The sequence below is a fragment of the Chryseobacterium nepalense genome, from assembly GCF_023195755.1.
GTDB classification, from domain to species: Bacteria; Bacteroidota; Bacteroidia; order Flavobacteriales; family Weeksellaceae; genus Chryseobacterium; species Chryseobacterium nepalense.
This window is the reverse complement of record NZ_CP096203.1, coordinates 1,658,996-1,684,450: the sequence shown is the minus strand read 5'-3', so window position 1 is coordinate 1,684,450 and position 25,455 is coordinate 1,658,996. Positions and strand designations below refer to the sequence as shown.

The window sequence follows — 25,455 nt, the reverse complement described above, 5'->3', positions numbered from 1 at the left end:
GATGAAAAAGTTACAACTACTTCTATACTTTCTTTTGAGTATTGAAATTTTCTCACAAGCTCAGCAATTAAATTTTGGTGATCTTCCAAGACCGATTCCTTCCACGTCGTATAGTACTACTTATCAGGAAATGCCCACTTCGACGGCCACGGGAGTTCCAAATATTTCAATTCCAGTTGGGGGGATTTCAGCCCAAGGAGATAAAATAAGTGAAGATATTATACTGTCATATAACCCTTACAATGTGAATAATGAAGACTTTGTAAGTGAGGTAGGTCTGGGATGGACATTATTTTGCGGTGGAAATATATCAAGACAAATCATTGGAAACCTGGACGAGTTATATGATGATGTTGCTCATCCGGATTATAGTGTCAACTCTTTCAATGATGTGTATTATTATACGCTTCCAAACGGTGTATCAGGAAAATTTAAAATTATCAGGAATACTGCCGACAATACATTTAGGATTGGTGATTATGATAGAAACAATGTAAAGATTGAATTAACCAGAACAAGTAATACGGCAACCTTAATCGTAAATTCTTTTACCATAACGGATATTAACGGATATAAATTTGTATTTAGTGACTACAGTCAGTCAGTTTATTCATCTCAGAATAAAATGTACAGATCTGCTTTTTATCTATCGAGCATTAAAGATGCAAGCGGTATGGAATTACTGACCTATGAATATCAAAAAAATAATCAGTATGTACCAGGAACATCAACATTTCTTTATGAAAGCTGCAAATTAAAAAAGGTGACAAGTCCATCTTTAGGAAAGATTGATATTGAGTACAATTATGATTCATCTTTAAGTACTACTTATCATGATCCTTACAGTGTATCAAAGATAAAAGCGCAAAATTATTATGGAAAAGATTTGTTTGAGTTTACTTTTGAGTATTCGTTCAAGTATTTTTCAACATTAAATAATCAAAAACGAGTTTTAGAAAGAATTCTGAAGAAGAATTTCGAAAATCCCAATTCTCCTGAAATAACAAGGTTTGAGTATAATACCTTAGGCTTGGACGGCAGTATTAATATTCCCAATTTTACAGGTATAACATGTACCGGAACATCAGAGACTCATCCGTATCCTTCTAATAGTGTAATTGGACTATTGAAGAAAATATACTTACCAACTGGAGGGGTTACAGAGTATGAATTCGAGCCTAATGAATATTTTTTTGATAAAAATAAGGCTGAGTATATACAAAGCTTACAAGAAAATTATATTGATCCTACAATTCAGAGTATTGAGCATATAGCTGATATTACTTATTCAAATACGAATACAGCTACTTTAAAATTCTGGAATCTTCAGGGAGATCCTACCAAGCAGAAGAGAATATATTTTGTTTTTAGCGCACAGAGAAACTATGACAACCCTTTTTTACCTGAGAATCCGGGGAATTTTTTTGCAAGATTTAAAATAAACGGAACTTCTTCTAATGACCTTTTGTTATGCGGAAGTGCGTACTATGATGAAAGTAGTTTCAGTTCTACGTCAACTTTATTATTAAACCCGGGAAAACATAATATTGAATTTCCTGACATTTATGCTTCGGGTACCCTGTCAATTTATCAATTAAAAAATACAGACCCTCCTTATAAAAATATTGATTATACGCAAGGGGTAAGAATTAAAAAGATAAAGAACTTTAGTTCACCTTCAAGCACAGTGCCTGATAATACTTTTAATTACTCTTATAACCTGTTCGACAATAGCAATAGCTCTAGCGGATATAAATTTGCTAACGAAAATACATATACTTCTTCAGAATTTATACTCTATAAGAATGTAAAAATTGCTGAAGGAGAGAACATGGGATACATCAACAATTACTACAAACTGCCAAGTGATTATCCGGACACATTTATAAATATTGGTGGAACTACAGTTCCTGTGAAAGAATATTACAACCTGACTCAAAGAGGTCTACTGGATAAAAAATCTATTTTTGATAGTAGTAATAACAAGGTAAAAGAATATACCTATAATTATGATCTTCAGCAAAAAAGTGGAGGAGTAGTTGAAATTCCGGCAGGATACGGATATATGCGTTTGGGTATAATTAAAAAATTAACACAAACCGAAACCGACTTTCTTGTAAATCAGGCAACAGTTGTTAATAGAAAAGAGTATAATTATGAGAACTGGTTAAATTTATATAGTCTTTCAAGTATTAAAGAGATTAATGCCGATGGAAGTGTTGCTGAAAAAATATATTCGTATCCCGATCCTTTTACACTGATCGGACAAACCAACGAATATCAGCATCTGCTTGATAATAACATTATAGGTATACCGGTGAAAACTGTTGAGAAGGCAAATGGATCAGTAATTTCCATCATTGATGTGAAATATGCAAATAACAGTCTTTATCCCACATCAATTGTAAGCAATAATGCGTATGATGGAAGTTTAAAAACAGCGATTCGTTATGATAAGTATGACAGTAAAGGGAATTTATTACAATATACTACTAATATAGACGAAACAACAGGAGTTGGCTTTCCAACAACTTTAGTGTACGGATATAACCAATCATTGCCAATTGCTAAGATAGAGGGCGCTACAACACAGGATATAAGATTCGTGCTGCTTCCGGAGGGTTTTCAAGGAATTGTAGCTCGTTCTGATCAGGATGTTGATGAGGCCTCAGAAAAACTTTTACTGGAAGAACTCGATGCGTATCGTAATAGTACTCAGCTTAAAAATTTCATGATCACAACATATACTTATGATCCTTTGGTAGGAGTAACAAGTGTCACACCACCTGACGGTATCAGAGCGATTTACAAATACGATTCTAATGGAAAACTGAAGATGGTAGTAGATGTAAACGGAAATATTTTGAATGAGTATAAGTATAATATCAAACCACAACCATAGACCGATGAAGAAAATACTAATATTTATAAATGTTTTTATAGCAGCTTCACTTTTTGCACAGAGCTTAACGAATACGGAGAACTATCTTTACTCCCGGACCTATTTGGAGCCTGTTGCTTCAAGCCAGCCTTCTGCAAAGCAAATACAAAGTGTTCAATACTTAGACGGGCTGGGAAGAACTACTCAGGCTGTATCCATTAAAAATACTCCTTCAGGAAAGGATATAGTGTTACCTGTTTTATATGACGAGAACGGGAAAGTTTCAAAAAGCTATCTGCCATTACCGTCAAATACCTTGAATGGAGCAAAGCATTCAGGCATTACGGAAAATAGTGTGAACAGCTATTATGGGGTTACAAATGCATATTCACAAATTGATTATGAAAAATCCCCAGTAGCAAAAGTTTTTAAAAAGTCTTCCCCTGGTGAAGCCTGGAAGATCAACGGACCCAATACGCAAAATGTTACTTATTCAGCAAACACGGCATCTGAAGTTAAAAATTACAAAGCTATCTCAAGCTGGGATTCTGCATCAAAAATTAACAATGTTACATTGACTGAAGCTTCAGACAGCTTTACCACAAACGGATATTATAATGCCAATACACTTTATAAATTTGTTACCAAAGATGAAGACAACAATATAACAGAGATTTTTGTTAATAGCGCAGGTTTACAGGTGCTTGTCCGTAAAATAAACCCGGCAACCCTAAGTAAATTAGATACCTATTATGTCTACGACCAAGCGTATAATCTTACTTTTATTATCCCTCCCGCTGCATCAAAGGCGCAAAGCATTACAGAGCTTAACGGATTTTTAGACAGCTTGTGCTATCAGTATCGTTATGACAAATATAACAGATTGGCAGAAAGCCATCTTCCGGGTAGGAATTATTGGGAATATATTGTCTACGATAAACAGGGGAGAGTGGCTTTAACTCAAGATTCTAATCAGCATAATCATTCATGGTCTTTTGTGAAATATGATAAATTTGACAGACCGGTTTATACGGGAATTTATGCAAGCAGCGTTTCGAGAATACAACTTCAAAATAGCCTGGATAATGCCTCCTATACGTCTTCGAACGAGAGTCTCTCTACAACTCCTTTCGTATCGGACGGAAAAAATATCTACTATACGAAGACATCTTTCCCATCTACGGGAATAACCATACTTTCCGTTAATTATTATGATGAATATCCTACAGGAAGTCCGGCAAAGCCTGCAACAATATTAGGCTCAAATACATTAGGAGCTGCTCCTGTAGCTTTAATGAGCAATGGTTACAAATCCAGCAGGAGCACCAAAAGTTTGCCTACCGCAAGTTTGGTAAGAAATGTCGAAAATAATGAATGGACAAGTACCTATGTTTGGTATGATCAAAAAGGCCAGGCTATTGGCACTCATAATATAAATCATTTGGGAGGGTATACCAAAACAGAGATGAAATTGAACTTCGCCGGATTTCCTCTTGAAGATTATATATATCATAAAAGATTAAGCTCGGATAATGAAACGATCATTAAACAAAGATATACCTATGATGACCGGCAACGTATAAAGATACATTATCACCAAGTTAATAACAATCCTGAAGAAATTCTTTCACAGCGTGAATATGATGATATGTCCCGCGTGACACAAAAAAAGGTAGGTGGAACTTCACTTTCTGCTCCTGTAGAAACAATTGATTACAGTTATAATATACTGGGCTGGGAGACAGGAATTAATAAACAGGAATTTTTAACTCCTACAAATAAACTTTTTGCCTACGATATACGCTATGATAATCCTGTAGGAATAGCACCTGCAAAATATAACGGTAATATTTCTGAAGTCAGTTGGAAATCCTCCGATAATAGCATTCATAAGAGATATGATTATGCTTATGATGCTTTTGGAAATTTAACATCGGCAATATATTCAGAACCTTCTGCTGCGTTGCCGGTTAATAATCATTACAACGAAACGCTACAGTATGACGCCAATGGAAATATTACACGTCTTACAAGAAATGCGCCGTCCTTTTATGGAAATAACGCAGAGACAATCGATGACTTATTTTATGAATACAATGGCAACAAGCTTACTTCAGTAGAAGACAAAAGTGGTAATCCAACGGGCTACGAAGGTGGTAAAAATAAAATTTCTTACGACAGTAACGGCAATATGACCGCCATGCCGGATAAATCTATTGAGACCATATCTTACAATCACCTTAATCTTCCTAATTCAATAAAATCCAACGAAAACAGGAAAATTGTCAATTACATTTACAGCGCAGATGGAACCAAACTGCGTAAGCAATTTTCTGTCACAGGAGATACAGGTCAGATCGTTGGCGCATCAACAGATTATATTGATGGTTTTTATTATTCGTCATCCGATAAGAGTGAAGATATCTGGAATGCTTTTCAGGAGGCAGGAGGCCAGGCTTATGAATCTGAAGCCTTTATGGAATTTCTGAATGAATATAGCTATAATAACGTTTTGAAGTTTATACCGACTTCCGAAGGCTTTTACGATTTCGAAAATAATAAGTATATTTATCAGTATAAAGATCAGTTGGGTAATGTTCGGGTTAGTTTCTTTAAAGGCTCAAATGGTGTTGTCAATGTGGTAGATCGAAATGATTATTATCCTTTCGGAATGAATCACATAAGACCGGACGATCCGTCATATTTCGGATTTGGAAGATACACCAATTACAAGTACAATGGAAAGGAGCTGCAGGAAACCGGAATGTATGATTACGGCTGGAGGCAATATATGCCGGATCTGGGGAGATGGTATGGGATGGATCAGCTTTCTGAACTGTATCATGACAGCAGCCCGTATGGTTATGTAGGAAATAATCCGATAAGATTTAGAGATCCAAATGGAAAATGCAACTCAGATACAAATGGTAATTTCGCAAATAATAACTGTGCTTTTCCGATAGAAGAGGTTGTTCTTGGGAAGCCAAAAACTACTCAGACAGCGCCAGCTGTTTCCACGCCTTACAATAGCGCTACTTTCCCAGGTGAAGCCTTTTCGCATATCAGTATGGGATTAGGTGATGCTATCAGTGCAATCAGAGGCGGCGGTGGCGGCGGTGGCGGCGCAGGCACTCCTGTTGATCCTTGGGTGCAGTATAGAAAGGATTTGGCAGAATATAGACTGGATCAGTCAAGAAGTACGTTGTATGCAGCTATAGGAGACCCAATAGACGATGTTCAATTTGGTTTCGATCTTTTAGGGAATATTCCTGTTTTAGGGGAAGTGTTTGATGGTGCCAATGGCTTAATTTATCTAGGAAGAGGCCAAAACATTAATGCCATGGCTAGTTTTTCCGCGATGATTCCTCTGATAGGAACTGGTGCAAAATATGGGATCAAAGGTTTTGGAAAGATTACCGCTAAGGGTGGAAAAGAATTATATAAGTTCACAAATACAGCCGCTAAGCATATGGATGAAGCGGGTCGTATGATACCTATTCAGACTTTAGATGATATAATAAAAGCTCCGATGTCTGTAGTTAGCGACCCTCGGGGTACAAAAGCGCTAATGCATTATTCGCAAATGTGGAAGAATGACAAGCTATATAATGTAGAGGTTTTATACGATGAGGGAACTAATACAATAATGCACTTTAAATATACCCAAAAACCTTTGGGTTCTTTACCTGCAATAAAGTGATAATAAATTATGTTTGAAAAAAGTGATAAAAGAAGATTATATTGGCTTATTGACCAATATTTGTCCGGACAAATAAATGGTTGGACATTTTGTAATGAATATTACTACTCTTATAGTTTGGAGATTAAAAGTGATGATTTAACAGATATAGAACAATCTGCGTTTTCTGAATTGGATAAAATAAGCAGTAGATATACTGATGTTCAAGAGGATTTATTTAAATACCCAGATACTTATTATAATGAAGAACAATTAAAGCAGAAGCTAATCGAGACAAAAGAGAAATTACGAGAACAAAGCCCTATTTAATCGGGCTTTGCTACTTATCTAAAGATGAAAGAAGTATTTGTGAAAAAATATTGGGAGGAAGAAGATGTTTTATTTTACTTACATTTTCAAGATAATAAAGCAGTAAGACAACTAGAAATAACACCTACTTCTAAGTTGAAACTTACTTTAAATAGTCCAATAAATGGAGAATCAATTTTGTATGATCAAACACTTGATGAATTAGATTTACAAGAAAGTGATTTTATTACGGAAGAAGATTTTAATAAAATTTGGAATGAATACATACAATATTTAATAATCCTGAATTATTAAATAAAACTACTTTTTATAGAAAATCTGGTGATGGTTACGAGATATTGTCAAATTATTCTCCTTTTGGTTACTAAAATATGAAAGATTTTTATACGTCAGACAGGTGTTTTAAATTATGGGCTTATACACTAAGTCATTCTTCACTATTAATCCGTAGTGAGATGAAATATCCTGATCAAGATGACTACTCGGAAAATACTTCTTATAATATTGATCTTGAATTTTGGAGTGTACAATATATTGATATTCCGTCAAGCTTTAATGGGATAACCATTAAAGAAATTACAAGTAAGCAATTACCAAAAAGAATCAGCCTAGAATTCTTAAAATATAATATGAAAATCTTTGAATTACAGTCTAAAGGACTTCAATATTATATAATTGCCGGTGGTTTATTAGTAGGTAAAAATAGGTGGGAAAATCAAGATAGAGTTTTTAATTATAATTCTAATTTAGAGCATGAAGAGATAATTTATATAATGAAGAAATAATTTAAGCATGAAAATTGATAGAATTGGTAAGTTATTTTAAAAATGGTGGATCATTTGAACAATTTTTGTGAAACTCATTCATTAGATCAGAAATCTGAAGTTATTGAAATTTATATGGAAAAGCCAGTAAGTTTTGATCAGAATATTGCTTTTTTTGAAATCGAAAAAACAGAAGGCAATATAGAATATACATACGATGATATCGACTATTCAAATCTGTTTGATTTTTATTATTTCTTAGATGCTATAGAAGAATCCAACAGTAAGAAACTTAGTACAGAACAAACCTCCAAAATTCTTTATGATTATGCAATTCACGATGCTTAATAATTTACGCTTCCGATTTTGCTGATTTTAATCTGTAATAGATGATACAAATCCGTCTCAAAATTGAGGCGGAATTTTTATTGCCTATTTTTTAATATCTTGTATGATGGTAGAGGAATTAGATTTCAAGAAAACTGGCAGTTTAAAGGATTTTTAGATTAATTAAGATTATGTTAATAGAAGTAATATTTAGAGGTCTATTTTCAATTGTAGATTTCAGCTTTGTAAAAAAATTACTAATAGATGCACGAGAAGTTTATTTTACCTCACCTGAGGTTAATTCGCCTGTTACTTTTAGTAGCGCAATGAGAATCATTAACTCTAAGAAATATGTCGATTTAGTAATTAATACTGATTGCTTACAGATAAAAGATAAAATTGTACCTAAAGTATTTATTAATATAGGACGCACTAATGAAGAAATTGAGATTTTATTATTTTTTGATTCAAAGGATTTGAAAGAGACTAATGAAAAAATGAATATTGATTATGTGAAAATTTGGACTAAGGAATTTCAAAAGAAATATAATTTTGAATATTACATATGTCAAATGGATAATGCAAATGAAGAAGAATATTATTTCGATAGTAATGGAACTGGTCAGATATACGATAAACTACAGTTATTATGATACTTATTGTAATTCTTGTTGGTAACGTTTTAGCGATCAATTAAATAATATATATACTAGTGCTTAAAAAGAGTAACCATTTGGTTACTCTTTTTATTTTAAAAATTAATCACCGTTTAAATGCAGTCTTCTCTATATATACATATTAGCACATAGATTACATGCTTCTGAAAATAAATATTTATTATCAATACAACCTATTCCTTAAAAGCATAATCAAATAAAAACAAATTTATTTTTATATATATTTACAATTATATTAATCAGCACTAATGCCAAGAAGCAGAAGGCGTAACAACTACTATACTTTCGGGATGATTACAACAGTGAGGAGCATAGCTTTGAAAATCTTTCCTCCATAAGTGTTTTTATTCGTGACGGCTGGGTGAAAACTGCATTTCCTTTTTAATATTAAAAATATATAAATGATAACCATTACAGATTTTATAGCAGAAGAAGTCAATAACACTATCAGGAATACAATATTGACGGCTATAAAACAAGGAAAAGCGCTAAATAAATACAAAGATGAACTGGTATTTAACAGATATTCTTTAGAATTTTTTTTTCAGCATGAACTTGGTAGTAATCTATGATGATATTTTTACAGAGGATGATCCTTTAAAAATTACATTGGATGAGTTTTTAAAAGCTATAACTAATTGTTAATAATTAGTTATTTCACCGAAAAAAATTAAATTGCTCTGAAACAAAATGATATTATAGTTCCCAATTTAATTAATGTAGCATGAAATTTAATGTTTTACTTTTTTTGCCTCTTTTGGTTTTCTATTCGTGTTTTGATCCTAAAGCAGAGAAGAAGAAACTTGATTATATGTTATCAAAGGAAGAGTGTAATTTAGTGATCGAGTCCTCGCCAAAAAATAATTCGGTATGGTTTGAAGTTAAAGGCTATGATCCGATATCACATGAGAAAGAAGTTTGTAAAACAAGTAATAGATGGTGGAATTTATTTGCCGATGAAATGGATTATGGTGATACAATCGTAAAAAAGAGAGGTGAATTAATTTTTGCTATTCATAAAAAAGATACCATAATCTATCATGACTGGAATACAGTAACAACAAAATTATAGACTATATTTTGTGGATTTTAATCCGTTAAAGATAACAATGGTTATATTCCATTTGAAAACAATAAGGCATAACAAGTAGATTATAATGAATACCTAAGAAAAATTTATTCAGTTTGTCGTTTGAATATTTAAATGAAATTTAAAAGATGATGAATTACAAAAAGAATTAAAACAAATAAGGGCAAATATGAATATTGAGTATATTAAAAGTCAATTAATTATATATATTATAATAAAGATAAAAGATTCATTAACTGTTACAACATAAAAATTGATATCGAAATAGATGGAAAACGCATTGGGTATTATGATTTGTATTTAGATAATGATAGAAATTTTATTGATGAGTTTTTCATTATTCATTAAAAAATCTTGCTGCTGCAATCATTGGCTCATGCCGGTATAAACAAACCCACTACGAAAGCAGTGGGTTTGCATTATATTAGTGTAAAAGTAATGATTCTTGTAGGACAACTTGTCTAAAGATTACGGAATTGGTAGAGATGATGGTCTCAAATACCGGTTCCATATTTAGTCAGAATCTTTATTCTATATTAAGCCATTATAATTCCACGCCGCCACAAAAATTCCCGCTGTTTCAGTCCTTAGCCGCTGATTGCCTAAAGAAACAGCTTTCACATCATGATCAGCTAATAATTTGATCTCCTTTTCAGAAAAATCACCTTCAGGGCCGATGAGGAAAGTCATCTGGTCAAGTTTAGGGATCTCATTTAAGGCAATCCGGTGAAGGTTTTCGTGACAATGAGCTACAAATGTATTTTCGGAACTGACCGTTTTTAAAAAATCCTGAAGTTTAATGCTGTCATTAATAACCGGAAAATGAAATCTCAGGCTTTGCTTGGATGCGGCAATTGCCTGTTTTCTCAGTTTGTCGATATTCAGGTTTTTACGTTCCGTTTTTTCAGTTTGTAAAATAGTAATTTCAGAAATTCCCATTTCTACGGCTTTCTCTGTAAAAAACTCAATACGGTCAATGTTTTTCGTGGGAGCAATGGCAATGTGCAGTTGAGGATGAAAATCCGGCAGTCCGGTTTTAATTTCATCAATCGAGATCGCTGCCTTCTTCCCTTCAATCATCAGTCTTCCGGAAGCGAGATTCCCTTTCCCGTCGGTTATATGAATCTCTTCGCCTTCCTTCATCCGCAGCACCTTTACAATGTGCTGCTGTTCTTCATCGTTGATTGTTACTCGATTTCCTTCAATTTCTCCGTAAAATAGTTTCATAGATCTTGCGTTAAAAAAGCCACTCCTGTTTTTATGGTCGTGTAAATATCTGTATCACAATTTCGGTAAGAACAGATGTATATTTCTTCGATCCAATGGTCATTAAGGTAAATCAGATTTAAATATTCCTGTTTTCTTAAATTATTTTTAATGGACAAATAATCTCCTTCTTTGGGCTCATAGGGAAAGCTGAAAATATTTTCGGCATTTATTTTTTGTATAATTTCATCTTTTACGTCCTGGATATACCCTGTTTCGGAGCTGGATGGAAAGTAATCCATATAAAGCTCGGAGGCATCATTTTTTCCCGTAACGGTTTCTAAGATCCAATAATATTTTGAATTTTTCTTAGATTGTGTCCCCAATATTTTTTCTTCTAAAAGAATTTTCATAGATCGTATTTTGCTGTTGCACTGGTTCTTAAATCCGCAAATTCTCCTCTTTCAAATTTCAGCTGTGCTACCATCGCAATCATCGCTGCATTGTCGGTGGTATACTCGAATTTCGGGATATAAATATTCCAGCCCAGTTTTTCCTGATTATCCTGCATGGCTTTTCTCAAAGCTGAATTCGCGGAAACACCGCCGGCAATGGCAACTTCGTTAATATTTAATTCTTTCGCGGCCTTTTCAAGCTTGTTCATCAGGATTTCTATGATGGATTTCTGCACCGAAGCACAAAGGTCATTGATATTATTTTTAATAAAATCCGGATCTTTTCTCACTTCTTTCTGAATAAAATACAGTACGGAAGTCTTTATTCCGCTGAAAGAATAATCATACTGTTCCAGTTTAGGTTTGTTAAATTTAAATGCTTCAGAATTACCTTCTTTGGCAAGCTTGTCAATGATGGGTCCGGCAGGATAATCCAGGTCGAAAATTTTTCCGATTTTATCGAAAGCTTCACCTGCTGCGTCATCAGTTGTTTTCCCGATAATTTCCATATCAAAATAGTCCTTTACCAGGACGATCATGGTATGTCCGCCACTTACGGTAAGGCATAAAAAAGGGAATGTAGGCGGCATAGGATTTGCATCCTCAATGAAATGCGCTAAAATATGTGCCTGAAGATGGTTTACTTCGATCAGCGGAACGTCTAAGCTCATTGCCAAAGACTTAGCAAAGGAAGTTCCCACAAGAAGAGATCCTAAAAGGCCGGGACCCCGGGTAAATCCTATCGCGGAAATTGCATTTTGTTGTATATTTGCTTTAGTTAGAGATTTTTCAACAACCGGAATGATATTTTGCTGGTGAGCACGTGATGCAAGCTCAGGAACAACACCGCCATATTCTTTATGGATTGCCTGATTTGCAGCAATGTTCGACAGAATAGAATTTCCCTTGATGATAGCTGCTGATGTATCGTCGCAAGACGATTCAATACCTAAAATTATAGAGTCGCTCATAATAATGGCAAAGTTAGAGAATAATAACGAGAATGAGAACAAAAAATCAGTAGCTGAAAACCTCGGTAATCAGGTACAAAAAGCCGTGGAAAACGCCGGGGAAAAAGTGAAGGAGACCGTAAAAGAAGCTTCTGAGCTGGCTTCCGACGCCATCAAGCACCCGGTAGAAACGGCTGAAGAATTCGGAAAACAGGCTGTAAAAGATGTTACCAGTTACTCATGGTGGGCACGTCTGCTTTTGATTCTCTTCTGGCTCGGACTCGGACTTGTTGTTTCTATTTTTATCGCGATTAATCTTCCGGTTACCAAGCAATGGGCTGCCGATCAGGCGCTGCAGGTCGTAAACAGGGATTTCAAAGCCCAGATGTCAACGGAAAGCGTGGAGGTAAATTTCTTCGGGAATGTAAAGGTTAAAGGGCTGAAAATCAAAGATTATAAAGGCTATGATTTTATTCAGTCTAAAGAGTTTATTGCCAATTCAAACTGGCTTTCTTTATTTGGCAACATTACAAAAAACAATTCGTTAAGCTTTAACTCGCTTACGCTAAAAAATGCCGATGTAAAAGTAATTACTTATAAAGGCGACAGTATTTCAAACTTTATCCGTTTCACCCAATTGTTTGACAGCGGAAAAAAAAGAGATCCCAATAAACCTCCTTTTCAGTTGGATTCAAGACTTCAGATCCTTGATTCTAAAGTTTCTATTGTGAATTTAAATTCTCCTGGAGAAAAAGGAAAATGGTTAACTGCCACCAATTTTAACCTGAAAGCACCTAATGTAAAAATCAACGGAAGAAATATTTCGGCACTCATCAATAACATGTCCTTTACGACAAAGCGATGGGGCAAATCTCACTTTGTAGATACTTTTTCTACAGAGCTTTCAATGACGCCGGATTATCTTTCTTTAAAAGATCTGACGTTAAATACAGATCATTCGCTTTTGCAGGGAGATATAAAATTCAATCTTCATGATGACGGTTCATGGGCAGATTTTGCTGATAAAGTAAAGTGGGAAATGAATCTACGGCAGGGAAGCCAGCTGAGCGGCTATGATATCAGCTATTTTGTAACGAATTGGGACAATTTCAAGCCGTTTAATATTTCCGGTAAAATGGCTGGTCCGTTAAATAATTTCCGGCTGGATAATTTCCTGATCAGAAATCCGGATGTGAATATAGCAACCAAAACCATGAAGGTCGACAGATTATTAAAGGGTAACTTTTTAATCGAAACCCCGGATCTTTCTGCAGATTTTACCTATAAAGATCTTAAGGCCATGATGCCTTCATTCATTGCTACAAAGATGAAAAACTTTGCAGATGATTTCGGCAAACTAAAATATAATGGAACAGCAAGTGTTAATCCGAATAAGGTATATGTAGCCAACGGAAACCTCATTACCGGAATCGGACAGGCGAAAATTACCAGGTTTTCATTAACAGAGTACAGCTCATCAATGCCAAAATATGTAGGAATTGCTGAAGTTAAAGATTTAAATACTTCCGTAATTACCAAAAATAAAGCAGTAGGCTTAATTTCAGGAAGATTTGATATCAACGGTCAGAGTTTCGATGTCAACACCATGAGACTGACAACGAAATCAAGAATTACCAGTGTTGAAATCATGAATAAGGAGATCAACAACATTTATCTGGAGGGCATTCTTGATCATAAAAAATACAACGGGCTCATCACCGTAAACGATGAACAGGCAAAAGCCAATATCAAAGGATTAATCGATTTCAGCACTTCAAGAATTTCTATGAATGTAAATGCTGATGTGAATTATCTGAACATGAATTATTTTACCAATACTCCCGGAACTCAGATTGTAAGCGGAAAGGTAAATGGTAAGATGGCCATGTCTTCAATCAATGACCTTACCCTTGATGTTGAAGCAAACGGGATTAATTTCGCTACAGCCAGCCAGAAATATTATATTCCGACAGCAAAACTGAAAACGTTTATGGAAAACGGAGGCCGCGTAATTGATGTGGACGCGCCGGGAGCCGTTAATGGGAAAATATCAGGCAGATATAACCTTGGTGATCTTACAGGAATGATAGAAAACGGATTGAACAGAATTCTCGTAGGACCAGCTCCAAGAAAGATGTACAGAGGACAGAGTTTTGCCATGAATTTTGATGTTCAACAGGGCCTGGTAAGCTATTTTCTTCCGGATCTTAAATTACCGCAAGGTGCAAAGGTAGAAGGGCAGTACGATGGAAATTCCAATAATCTAATCTTGAATCTTGATGTTGCTTCTTTAAAATATATCATGACCAAAACCCGTGAAATCACGGACGCAGACCGGGCTCTTGCAGCAGCCAATCCTGCCTATACCATTAATGAAAGGGATAATGTTACCAGGGACAGCGCTATGGTGGACAGTGTAATGGTGAGGATCAATACAGCGAATCTTGATGAACAGATTTTTGCAAGAATCAGCAGGTTACAGTATAACAAAAATATTCTCAAAGATGTTACCCTAAGCGGAAGAAATGAAGATAATACACTTCTTCATTTAGCGGCAAAATTTAAACACGGAAGTCCTGAAGATGAGCTTGATGATACGATGAAGGAATATGCCATTAATGTGAATCAGTCTACCAATGCGGGAGGAGATTTTATATTCAGATTCGAGCCTACGGAGGTTAAATTTAATGAAGTAACATGGGCTGTTGATACAAGTCCTGAACTTAATCATTCTATTACCTATCGTAAAAAAGAAAAGGATTTTGACATCAGGAATCTGAGAATTTATTCCGATAACAGTTCATTACTTGTTAAAGAAGCGCAATTCAAATCAGCTAAAGATTTTTATCTGGATGCGGAAGTCAATGATTTTTCCATAGAAAAGCTCCTGGAAATGCAGCCGGGAGGAAATACAATGAATATTAAAGGACTTGCCAACGGCAGTGTACAGATTCGCATGGATAAAAGCACGCTTCAGCCTTTAGTGGATATGACCATTGATGATATCATGATGAACGGAAACGATATGGGAGACATTACAATTTCTGCAACCAACGGATTCTCCCTGAATGTTTATGATGTTGATATCAGGGTAAACTCTGCGGGAGTGATAGGAAATAACAGTCTTCATGTAACGGGAACCGTAAATAATAATACCTCTTCGCCTACGATAGATCTTACCGCTGAAATGAGGGATTTTGATATTGCTTTTGCACAGCAGTTTGTAACCACAGTTTTTGGAAATTTAAGGGGAAAAGCTACAGGAGATCTTAAGATCAGCGGAAAATTCAGTGATTTGGATTACAGTGGCGATATCGCTTTAAAAGGTTTCGGGCTTAAACTTTTATTTACCGGGGTAGATTATTCTTTTGACGATACGGTAATTCCGCTTACCAAAGGTCTGGCCATCCTGAATAATATCGGGGTTCACGACGGAAGAACAAATTCGAGCGGAAATATTTCGGGAGCAATTCAGTTTGAAACGCTCTCTTCAATGGGTGTCAACCTGGTAATGCGGGCGGACAATCTATTGGTTCTGAATACCACTCAAAAGGATTACGATTTGTTCTGGGGAAGGGTCTACGGACAGGGGGATCTTTATGTGGATGGCCCGGTTTCAGGTCTCAGTCTTTCCACTCCTAATATGAAAGCCCTGAGCGGAAGTACTTTTACATTCAATTCGGGATCTACTTCCAATGTTGAAGAGTTCAAAATGCTGAGGTTCCTTAAGGAAGGAAAAGACGGCCTGGTAACATTAGAAGATAAGAAAAAATCCGGAGCCAATATGAATATCGATTTTGCACTCGATGTGGATAAAGGAACTACAGTAAATGTTCTGATTGGTGACGAAGTAGGAAATATTACAGTGAAAGGTGCTGCTGAAAAACTGCGTTTCCAGATGAGCAGACAGGGAAATATTGCTATGAACGGAACGTATAAAGTGGAAAACGGAACTTTTGTTTCAAAAGCAATTCTGAATAAAACCTTCCAGATTGAAAAAGGCAGCAGCATCCGGTGGGATGGAGATGCCATGAAACCCGCGCTTAACATTACAGCAAATTATGTAAGAATGGTTTCCAATTCCGGAGAATATCTTAACATGGGAAGTCTTCAGCCAATCAGTATTTTACTGCAGGCTAATATTACACAGTCTCTAGTAGATCCCCAGGTTGATCTTGATGTTACTGCGTTGGATGTTTCCAGTCAGGTTAAAGAAACACTTGCTGCAAAAATGAGCCAGGAAGGGGAGAAGGTATTGCAGTTCGGATCTGTATTGCTTTTAAATAGCTTTAATGTTTCTAAAACCGGAGGAGTTGATGTGGATGTCGCAGGCGTCGCAGAATCATCAGGATACAACCTTCTTTTAAAGCAGCTGGGATCTGTACTTAATACAATGAGTAATGAATTCCAGATTGACCTTAATTATGTGAAAGGAGACCAATATTCCAATACGGGCGACCGTGCGAATGCAGGGGTGAGTTTCGCTCTTTCACCAAGAATAAAAGTGAAAACCGGTTTGGGAATTCCTCTTACCAAAACTGAAAATACGGAAGCCAATTATCTTTCCGGAGAAGGAACAATTGAATATGATATTTCTAAAAAGAATGATGGAAGTCTGGTACTGAGAGGGTATTCAAAACCTTCCAATATTGGTGTCATTAATGGTGCGGGCTCAAACGGTACTGCCAATCAGGCTTATGGAGGAGGTATCGTATGGAGCAAGAGCTTCAATTCTTTATTCAAAAAGAAGAAAAAAGTAAAAAATACACCTGAAGATCAAACAGGAATAAAAACAGATTCTATAAAATCAAATACAAAATAATTCTAAATTTATAATGATTTTTCTCATATGTGTTAATTATTGTTAATGTTTAATATAATTTTTTTAGTTAAATTATTTTTTATAAATTTGCAAAAAATACATTGTTTTTTTAAGAAAATTGTAATTTAACTAATATGAACTATCAACTGGACGAAATAGACAAGAAAATTCTTGATTTCTTAGTAGAAAACACAAGAATGCCTTTTACAGAAATTGCTAAACAGATGGATGTTTCCGCTGGTACAATTCACGTAAGAGTGAAAAAGATGGAGGATGCAGGTATTATTTTGGGATCATCTCTTAACATCGATTATGGAAAATTAGACTATCATTTTACAGCTTTCATAGGAATTCTTCTTACGAAATCTAACAGAACACAAGAGGTTTTGAAAGAGTTGTCAACCATTCCAAATGTAATCGAAGCAAGCGTTATTTCCGGAAAATACAATATTTTCTGTAAAGTAAGAGCTAAAAATACGGACGATGCAAAAAGAATTATTTATCAGATCGATGATATTCAGGATGTAATGAGAACGGAGAGTATGATTTCCATGGAAGAATATCTAAGTGACAAAAACAGACTGATCAACGCGATTTCCGTATAATCGTTTTTCAAAACAAATTATATAAAAGAACTTATGAAATCTCTCATAAGTTCTTTATTTTTGTACTTATGGAAGAATACAGCTACTTTGACGAAAATCCTAAAAAAGGATGGGGTTTTATCCTCGCATTCGCAGCCCTGATGCTATTTACCCTGATGGGGTTTGGGATTGATCTTGATGAGTATTTACAGCATGAAACCCTGAATATTCCTGCCTGGTATGCTTACACTGTTTTCGCAATTGATGCATTGATGGTGGTTAGTCTTATACTCATGTTTTTTTACAGAAAAATAGGCATTTTTGCCTTTCCTGCACTGCTTGTTTTACATTTCTTTATGCATAATTATTACCTGTCTACATTCCTGTATACGGATGTAACCAATCTTTTCCTTTTCACCGGTTTTGGAATGCTGGCCATTATTCCTAAGTGGAAGTTTTTCAGGTGATTAATAAATGCAATATAATAAATCATTAGGAGCGGGCTTTTGCCCGCTTTTATTTTTTTTTAGATACAACATTATGAATATCTGTGATAGATAAAAATGCATAACAAATATAGACAGAACGATCTGTCTGTTTTGAAAATTAATGTATACATTTGTCTTATCAAATAAAACAGTATGTCATCACCAAAAGAAAGAATTGTAAAAACAACATTTGAACTTTTTGCAAAACAAGGATATCATTCAACAGGAATTAATCAGATCATTTCAGAAGCAAATGTAGCTAAAGCGAGTTTTTATCAGTATTTTAAATCTAAAGAAGATCTCTGTGTTGAGTTTTTAAACGTAAGACATGATTATTGGTTTAATGAATTACATCAATTTACCATACAGGAAAAAGAAACGAAGTCTAAAATCCTTTCGTCTTTCGATTTCCTGATTTATATGAATGAAAAAGAAAATTTCAGAGGCTGCAGTTTCCTTAATATTTTGTCTGAAATTCCTACAGATAATGTGAAAATATTAAATGTCATTCAACATCATAAAACAGATTTGAGAAATTTTTTTTCTGAAATAATAGAAGATAAAGATCTTTCAGATCATATTTATTTATTGTTTGAAAGCAGCATAATTGAAAGTCAGCTTTTCAGAAAAAATGAGCTTATAGAAAAATCAAAAAAAATTATCAACCAACTAATTAATTAAATTATGGAACAAAAACATCCGCTTCCGCCTTTTACGCTTGAAACAGCATTGGAAAAGATTCAGTTAGCAGAAGATGCCTGGAACAGCCAGGACCCTGAAAAAGTTTCCAAAGCTTACACCACTGATAGTGAGTGGAGAAACAGGGACCAATTTGTCAATGGGAGGGAAGAAATTGTAAGGTTTCTCAGCAGCAAATGGCAAAAAGAGTTTAATTATAAGCTGAAAAAAGAATATTGGGCGCATACAGACAACCGTATTGCTGTACGTTTCGAGTATGAATATCAGAATAAAGAAGGAAACTGGTTTCGGGCGTACGGAAATGAAAACTGGGAATTTGATGAAAATGGCCTTATGAAAAAAAGATTCGCAAGCATCAACGATTTAGCTATCAAAGAAGAAGACCGAAAGTTCATCTAAATAATAAAAGCATCCAAAAGGATGCTTTTATGTATAATTCGAAAAAAAATTATTTATCTAAAATTCTTTTCACCGCTTCTTTCACGGCAGCCGAATCAATCTTATATTTTTTCATCAGTTCAGCAGGTGTCGCAGACTCTCCGAAAGTGTCATTCACCGCTACGAATTCCTGTCTTGTAGGTCTTCTTCTGGCAAGCATTCCGGCAATAGATTCTCCCATTCCTCCAAGATAATTATGTTCCTCAGCCGTTACGATTTTTCCTGTTTTTTCAACCGATTTTAAGATGATTTCTTCATCAAGAGGCTTGATCGTGTGAATATTGATCACCTCACAAGAAATGCCTTCTTTTTCAAGCTCATCTGCAGCAACAAGAGATTCCCAAACCAGGTGACCTGTTGCAACAATTGTCACATCAGTTCCTTCCTGAAGCATAATTCCTTTTCCAATTTCGAAAGGCATATCTTCAGGAATAAAAACCGGAACAGTTGGTCTTCCGAATCTTAAATAAACAGGACCTTCATGCTCAGCAATAGCAATGGTAGCCGCTTTGGTCTGGTTGTAATCACAAGGATTGATTACCGTCATTCCGGGAAGCATTTTCATCATTCCGATGTCTTCCAAAACCTGGTGCGTAGCGCCGTCTTCTCCTAAAGTAAGACCTGCGTGGGAAGCACAGATTTTTACATTTTTATTGGAATACGCGATAGACTGACGAATCTGGTCATACACTCTCGAAGTTGAAAAGTTGGCGAAAGTTCCCGTAAAAGGAATTTTTCCAGTGATGCTCAATCCTGCGGCAAGGCCCATCATATTCGCTTCCGCGATACCTACCTGGAAAAATCTTTCAGGGGCTTTTTCAATGAATTTCTCCATTTTTAAAGATCCGATAAGGTCTGCGCAAAGTGCAACAACATTTGGGTTTTTATCTGCAAGCTCAGCCAATCCGGCTCCGAATCCTGAACGTGTATCTTTTTTTTCTGTATATGTAAATTTCATTTTTTCTAATTATTAATTAAGATTACTTATTATCAATTACTTATTACTTGTAATTAATAATCAGCCGGAGCTTCTAAATATAATTGTTTGAAAGCCGTGTCCAATTGCTCGTCATTTGGTGCTTTTCCATGCCAGGCGTGAGTTCCCATCATGTAATCTACTCCATTCCCCATGATTGTATGAAGAATAATAGCAATAGGTTTACCCTTTCCGGTTTCGGTTTTTGCTTTTTCAAGAATGGCAATTACCGCTTCAAGATCGTTACCGTTTTTCTCTTCAAGAACCATCCACCCGAAAGCTTCCAGCTTGGCATGAAGATTTCCTAATGAAAGCACATTCTCTGTACTTCCATCAATTTGCTGTCCGTTATAATCAATAGTAGAAATGATATTGTCTACTTTTTTGGAAGCTGCATACATAAAAGCCTCCCAGTTTTGGCCTTCCTGCAATTCTCCGTCTCCCTGTAAAGTATATACTAAAGAGTTATCCCCATCCAATTTCTTACCCTGAGCTACACCGAGAGCAACGGAAAGTCCCTGTCCCAAAGAACCGGAAGCTACTCTGATCCCCGGAAGCCCTTCATGAGTCGTAGGGTGTCCCTGTAATCTGGAATCTAATTTTCTGAAAGTTTTTAATTCGTCCACCGGGAAAAATCCGAACCTTGCCAAAGTAGAATAGAATACCGGAGAAATATGTCCGTTCGAAAGATAGAAATGGTCTTCATTCTTACCTTTCATCGTGAAAGGAAGTTTATAGTTCATCACTTTTCCGTAAAGGGCTGTGAAAAATTCGGTACAACCTAAGCTTCCACCTGGATGACCGGAATTCACAGCGTGAACCATTCTTAAAATGTCTCTTCTGATTTGTGTAGTAAGAGATTTCAACTCTTCGATGCTTTTACTCATTGCTTAGAATTTATATGCACACAAATCTACAATTTTTAAATGGCTTACGGAAATGTAAAAACCCGGATCTGTGTCCGGATTTTAATCTTTTAGCGTATTTTTAATGATAAGTATTTTTAAGTAAAGGTAAGCCGGTTTTATAATTAATGATCTGATAAAGTATAATTTTAAATTTTTATCACGGACTTTATTTTCATTTGAAAATGATAAGTAAATACCAATTAATTTGAATAAATAATATTATTTTCTTCTGATCAGCCAAAGTCCTATGAAAGTAAGCAGGCCATTAATGATTAAAAGTTCAAGCCCGATTTTAAACTCTCCGAAGAGTTTTTCCTGATACTTGTCGATAAGAAAAGAAATCACCGGCGCGGCGATACAGACAAATGGAACCAGCTTGTCCTTCACTTTATATTTTGTGAAAATTCCGAACGCAAATAAACCTAAAAGTGGTCCGTACGTAAATCCGGCAAGCTTAAGGATTAATCCGATCATCGAATTATCATTAATGACTTTAAAAATAATAACCATTATTAAAAAAGACAAAGCAACCAAAAGGTGAATGTTTTTTCTGAATTTCTCCTTCTTGCTGTCGTCCCACTGCGTTTTTTCCCGAATTCCGAAAATATCAATGCAAAGTGATGAGGTAAGTGCCGTCATCGCACCGTCCGCACTTGGAAATAAAGCCGAAATAAGAGCAATAATAAAGATGATTGATATAAATGGTGGCATATGATTTAGGGCAATATCCGGAAACAGCTGGTCGCCTGCGCTGGAAACACTTTCCTGTGCACCGTAAAGATGAAGAAGGCCTCCCATATAAAGAAACAATGAAATAACTCCTAACAAGATGAAACCTAAAGTAACCATATTTTTCTGAGAATCTTTCAGTCTGGTTACAGAAAGGCTTTTCTGCATCATTTCCTGATCAATTCCTGTCATGGTAATTGTAATAAAAGCTCCGGCCAGAATTTGTTTAATAAAGAAACTTTTCTGATTCGGATCAAAATCAAAAATTTTCGTGTAGCCTTTTTCATTCATTGCCGTAAAACTGTCACCAATGCTTAATCCGAGATGGTTCAGCATATAAACCGTACAGATTATCAGTCCTAAAAGCATGCAGGAAGTCTGCAGGGTATCTGTCCAGACGATGGTTTTCACGCCCCCTTCATACGTGTAAAGAATAATCATTCCTAAGATAATAAGGGTAGTAACGATAAAAGGAACACCCAGACTGTCCAGAATAGAAACCTGAAGAATATTTACAACAAGGTATAACCTCGCCGTTGCACCAACCAGTCTTGAAACAATAAAGATCCAAGCACCGGATTTATAAGAAAGCTGTCCCATTCTCTGCTGAAGATAGCCATAAATGGAGGTCAGTTTCAGCCTGTAATACAAGGGTAGAAGAACATAGGCAACAACAATGTAACCAATGAGATAGCCTAATGTAATCTGTAAATAAGAAAACTTGTCATTCCCCACGGCTCCGGGAACACTCACAAAGGTAACTCCCGATAAAGAAGTTCCGATCATTCCGAAGGCAACCAGCATCCAGTTACTTTTACGGTTTCCTATAAAGAAACTCTCATTATCACTTCCTTTTCCTGTTTTGTATGCTACCCAGAGCAGCAATGCGAAGTAGATGATGATAATGGATAATAAAATAATCGGAGACATGTTCTGTTTAAATTAAAATTTTAGCAAATATAGTTTTTTTATATTCTGCTTAAAAAAATAAAAAACCTTCCGGATTTACTCTGGAAGGTAGTTTTTAAATTAAGGTTGAATAAGTCTCAGCCTTAATCATCCTATGCCTGTGCCTGATTTACCAGAACATCCTGAAGCTCCTCATGTTTCTGGAAAGTAGCTTTTGCAAAAGGACAGAGTGGAATAATGGTTTTTCCGTTTTTTCTTGCAAAGTCTACCGCAGCCAGAAGCATTTCTTTGCCAACGCCTTTTCCGTTATAGGCTTCTTCCACTTCAGTATGATCAATAATGAATCTTTCTTCTCCTGCCCAGGTATAGGTCATTAAACCTGCACGTTTACCATCTATAAACGCTTCAAAATTTCCGTTTTTTTCGTTGTTGCTTTGTTTTACTTCAATCATACTATGAAAATTTGGTTAATATTTCAATATCGTTGGTTAATATTTTATGAATAGGACATGCATCAGCAATGGCCCTGAGTCTTTTAATCTGTTCTTCATCGGGGATTATTCCTTCAAAAGTAATATCTCTTTTGAAAATTGCTCTTTTGGTTAAAGGGAAATTTTCAAGCTCCACTTCTACGTTAATGGTATCAATATTCCATTCTTTCCTGTCGATATACATTCTGAGGGTTGCTGCAGTACAGCTTGCGAGCGAAGTAGCCAGGATTTCAAAAGGATTGAAACCTTTGTTTCCGCCACCTTTATCCAACGGCTCGTCGGTAATCAGGGTGTTTTCACCGGCGATAACTTCGGTGTAGTACTTTTCTTTGCCTAAACTAGCTTTTACGGTTATAGCCATTGTCTGTTTAATTATTTATCTGTGCTTTAAAGCTACTGATTTTATCTTTTAGATCTTTTCGCATTAAAGGATCAATAACACCGCTTTCCATATCAAAATTCTCGTAAAATTTCGGCAGTGAAAAAGTTTCTTTTACATCGGCGCCGAACTGTGGAAAAAATGTTTTTGCCGTATTCATAACATTTCCGCCACCATACCCTCCGGGCGAGGTAGACATCAGAAGCATTGGCTTATTCTGGAAAACTTTTACATTAATTCTTGAAGCCCAGTCGAATACATTTTTAAATGCAGCGCTGTATGATCTGTTGTGTTCCGCCAGGGAACAGATAATGGCATCACATTCTTCAATAACCTTTAAAAAATGATGCGCTTCATCCGGAAACCCCTTTTTTTCTCGGTCTACGGAAAACACGGGCATGTCGAAGTCATTTAAATCAATTAAATTAATCTCGTCATCCTGAAAATCTTTCAACACAAACTTTACAAGCTCTCTGTTGATGGAGGTGGAAGAAGTGCTTCCTGCAAATGCTAATATTTTCATAGTTTATTTTCGTCCTATGGTTTTCTGTTTAAAATGGCTTTCGGAAGCGGTACATAATCTTCTTCGTCTCCCGGAACCAAAGGAAAAGCTTCATGGTTTTGGTCATTCCAGTTTACTTTTGCCTGCTCAATGAGTTCTCTGTCTGAATTTACAAAATTCCAGAATATAAAACGTTCCTCGTCGAAAGGTTCACCTCCGAAAAGATATACTGTTCCGTTTTCACTCATATCAAACTCGCAGAGTTTGGTATCTTTCGCAATCATGAGCTGCTTGGAACCATACGAATTTCCGTCGGTAGAAACTGTTCCGTCCAATACATACATGGCTGCTTCTCCGTAAAGATCTTTTCCGATGCTTATTTTTTTTGCATCTTTTGTTTTAATTTCAATAAAAAACAGCTTACTGTGAACGGGAACCGGAGATTTTCTTCCGAATGCTTCACCTGCGATCAGTTTATATTGTATACCATCTTCTTCCCAAGCCGGAATTTCATCTGCTTCAATATGATGGAAGGTAGGTTCTGATTGTTCAAGATGTTTCGGTAGGCCTACCCAGATCTGGAAACCGTGAAGTCTCTTGTCAGAATGTCTCAGATACTCGGGAGTTCTTTCAGAATGCACAACGCCTTTTCCGGCGGTCATCCAGTTGACGGCTCCCGGTTGTATTTCAATGGCGCTACCCACGCTGTCTCTGTGGAAAATAGAACCTTCCAGAAGATAGGTTAATGTTGAAAGCCCGATATGCGGATGTGGCGGAACATCTAAATTTTGATAATCTTTCAATTCGGCAGGTCCCATGTGGTCTATAAAAACAAAAGGCCCGACTGCTCTTTTTTCACGAAAAGGTAAAAGCCTGCCCACCAGAAAATTTCCTATGTCTGCAGATTTTTCTTCTATAATAAGTCCGATATTTGACATGATATATTAATTTTTAATAAGCTGATAGTACTGAAATCAGTAAACATTTTCCATAAAAATAGGAAAAATAATAAACGGATTTGAATTTTAAGTTAAATTAATGCCACAGACAACCGAATCTTCCTAGGTTATAATCTTCTAAAACATGCATAATTTTTCCTCTTGCATTTATTATAAAAGAGTCTTAATCATAGATCGGTTCAGCAGCCATAATATTGATATTATAAAGCAAA

Annotated in this window: 23 protein-coding genes; 13 read left to right on the top strand and 10 right to left on the bottom strand. The window is 35.7% G+C overall.

The genetic code is table 11. The annotated features are described in order from the left end of the window. The first annotated feature begins 1 nt into the window (after window position 1). From M0D58_RS07255 to M0D58_RS07220, 8 genes are all read left to right on the top strand, one after another. Window positions 2–2,902 carry a hypothetical protein gene (locus M0D58_RS07255; protein WP_248394615.1) on the top strand — a complete coding sequence of 967 codons (2,901 nt, stop codon included), beginning with the start codon at window positions 2–4 and terminating at the stop codon, window positions 2,900–2,902. 4 nt (window positions 2,903–2,906) lie between these two features. Continuing rightward, window positions 2,907–6,581, top strand: a complete 3,675-nt coding sequence (locus M0D58_RS07250) for a DUF6443 domain-containing protein (protein ID WP_248394614.1) — start codon at window positions 2,907–2,909, stop codon at window positions 6,579–6,581. A gap of 9 nt (window positions 6,582–6,590) precedes the next feature. Next, on the top strand, window positions 6,591–6,890 hold the full coding sequence (locus M0D58_RS07245; RefSeq protein WP_248394613.1) for a hypothetical protein: 300 nt from the start codon (window positions 6,591–6,593) through the stop codon (window positions 6,888–6,890). Between the two features lie 24 nt (window positions 6,891–6,914). Next, window positions 6,915–7,184, top strand: coding sequence for a hypothetical protein (locus tag M0D58_RS07240; protein ID WP_248394612.1), 270 nt, complete (start codon window positions 6,915–6,917; stop codon window positions 7,182–7,184). 77 nt (window positions 7,185–7,261) lie between these two features. Further along, window positions 7,262–7,675 (top strand): hypothetical protein, encoded by a 414-nt coding sequence (locus M0D58_RS07235; RefSeq protein ID WP_248394611.1) that lies wholly within the window; start codon window positions 7,262–7,264, stop codon window positions 7,673–7,675. Between the two features lie 114 nt (window positions 7,676–7,789). Further along, window positions 7,790–8,002: a hypothetical protein gene (locus M0D58_RS07230; RefSeq protein WP_248394609.1), complete on the top strand. Its 213-nt coding sequence runs from the start codon at window positions 7,790–7,792 to the stop codon at window positions 8,000–8,002. A 170-nt stretch (window positions 8,003–8,172) separates the two neighbouring features. Further along, the gene (locus M0D58_RS07225; protein ID WP_248394607.1) at window positions 8,173–8,634 is read left to right on the top strand and encodes a hypothetical protein; all 462 of its coding nucleotides are present in this window, start codon (window positions 8,173–8,175) and stop codon (window positions 8,632–8,634) included. A gap of 748 nt (window positions 8,635–9,382) precedes the next feature. Beyond that, entirely contained in the window at window positions 9,383–9,730 is a 348-nt protein-coding gene (locus M0D58_RS07220) for a hypothetical protein (RefSeq protein ID WP_248394605.1), read from the top strand. 549 nt (window positions 9,731–10,279) lie between these two features. Here M0D58_RS07220 and M0D58_RS07215 read toward each other — a convergent pair. The 3 genes from M0D58_RS07215 to tsaD are packed head-to-tail and all read right to left on the bottom strand — an operon-like array spanning window position 10,280 to window position 12,380. Next, on the bottom strand, window positions 10,280–10,975 hold the full coding sequence (locus M0D58_RS07215) for an RsmE family RNA methyltransferase (protein ID WP_248394604.1): 696 nt from the start codon (window positions 10,973–10,975) through the stop codon (window positions 10,280–10,282). Continuing rightward, on the bottom strand, window positions 10,972–11,367 hold the full coding sequence (locus M0D58_RS07210; protein ID WP_248394602.1) for a hypothetical protein: 396 nt from the start codon (window positions 11,365–11,367) through the stop codon (window positions 10,972–10,974). The genes M0D58_RS07215 and M0D58_RS07210 overlap by 4 nt, the downstream gene beginning before the upstream one ends. Then, on the bottom strand, window positions 11,364–12,380 hold the full coding sequence (gene tsaD, locus M0D58_RS07205; protein ID WP_248394601.1) for a tRNA (adenosine(37)-N6)-threonylcarbamoyltransferase complex transferase subunit TsaD: 1,017 nt from the start codon (window positions 12,378–12,380) through the stop codon (window positions 11,364–11,366). Before tsaD ends, M0D58_RS07210 begins: the two co-directional genes overlap by 4 nt. 4 nt (window positions 12,381–12,384) lie before the next feature. On the opposite strand from tsaD, the gene M0D58_RS07200 reads away from it, so the two are divergent. The 5 genes from M0D58_RS07200 to M0D58_RS07180 all read left to right on the top strand — a co-directional run bounded on the left by M0D58_RS07200 (window position 12,385) and on the right by M0D58_RS07180 (window position 19,351). Then, entirely contained in the window at window positions 12,385–17,181 is a 4,797-nt protein-coding gene (locus M0D58_RS07200; RefSeq protein ID WP_248394600.1) for a translocation/assembly module TamB domain-containing protein, read from the top strand. Window positions 17,182–17,315: 134 nt separating this feature from the next. Then, complete coding sequence (locus M0D58_RS07195; RefSeq protein ID WP_029298841.1) at window positions 17,316–17,786, top strand: Lrp/AsnC family transcriptional regulator; 471 nt, start codon at window positions 17,316–17,318, stop codon at window positions 17,784–17,786. Window positions 17,787–17,854: 68 nt separating this feature from the next. Continuing rightward, window positions 17,855–18,232: a hypothetical protein gene (locus M0D58_RS07190; protein ID WP_248394599.1), complete on the top strand. Its 378-nt coding sequence runs from the start codon at window positions 17,855–17,857 to the stop codon at window positions 18,230–18,232. Between the two features lie 174 nt (window positions 18,233–18,406). After that, the gene (locus M0D58_RS07185; RefSeq protein WP_248394597.1) at window positions 18,407–18,934 is read left to right on the top strand and encodes a TetR/AcrR family transcriptional regulator; all 528 of its coding nucleotides are present in this window, start codon (window positions 18,407–18,409) and stop codon (window positions 18,932–18,934) included. A 3-nt stretch (window positions 18,935–18,937) separates the two neighbouring features. After that, a complete protein-coding gene (locus tag M0D58_RS07180; protein WP_248394596.1) occupies window positions 18,938–19,351 on the top strand; it encodes a nuclear transport factor 2 family protein in 414 nt (137 codons plus the stop codon). Window positions 19,352–19,400: 49 nt separating this feature from the next. Here the strand turns inward: M0D58_RS07180 and M0D58_RS07175 are convergent, their stop codons facing one another. From M0D58_RS07175 to M0D58_RS07145, 7 genes are all read right to left on the bottom strand, one after another. Further along, on the bottom strand, window positions 19,401–20,348 hold the full coding sequence (locus tag M0D58_RS07175) for a transketolase family protein (RefSeq protein ID WP_248394595.1): 948 nt from the start codon (window positions 20,346–20,348) through the stop codon (window positions 19,401–19,403). 53 nt (window positions 20,349–20,401) lie between these two features. Then, the gene (locus M0D58_RS07170; protein WP_248394593.1) at window positions 20,402–21,253 is read right to left on the bottom strand and encodes a transketolase; all 852 of its coding nucleotides are present in this window, start codon (window positions 21,251–21,253) and stop codon (window positions 20,402–20,404) included. Between the two features lie 240 nt (window positions 21,254–21,493). Beyond that, entirely contained in the window at window positions 21,494–22,933 is a 1,440-nt protein-coding gene (locus tag M0D58_RS07165) for a sodium:solute symporter (protein ID WP_248394591.1), read from the bottom strand. Between the two features lie 131 nt (window positions 22,934–23,064). Beyond that, window positions 23,065–23,364, bottom strand: coding sequence for a GNAT family N-acetyltransferase (locus M0D58_RS07160; RefSeq protein ID WP_248394589.1), 300 nt, complete (start codon window positions 23,362–23,364; stop codon window positions 23,065–23,067). Window position 23,365: 1 nt separating this feature from the next. Beyond that, window positions 23,366–23,764 carry an OsmC family protein gene (locus M0D58_RS07155; RefSeq protein ID WP_248394587.1) on the bottom strand — a complete coding sequence of 133 codons (399 nt, stop codon included), beginning with the start codon at window positions 23,762–23,764 and terminating at the stop codon, window positions 23,366–23,368. 7 nt (window positions 23,765–23,771) lie between these two features. After that, a complete protein-coding gene (locus M0D58_RS07150; RefSeq protein WP_248394586.1) occupies window positions 23,772–24,305 on the bottom strand; it encodes an NADPH-dependent FMN reductase in 534 nt (177 codons plus the stop codon). A gap of 14 nt (window positions 24,306–24,319) precedes the next feature. Then, window positions 24,320–25,222, bottom strand: coding sequence for a pirin family protein (locus M0D58_RS07145; protein ID WP_248394585.1), 903 nt, complete (start codon window positions 25,220–25,222; stop codon window positions 24,320–24,322). Between the last annotated feature and the right edge of the window lie 233 nt (window positions 25,223–25,455).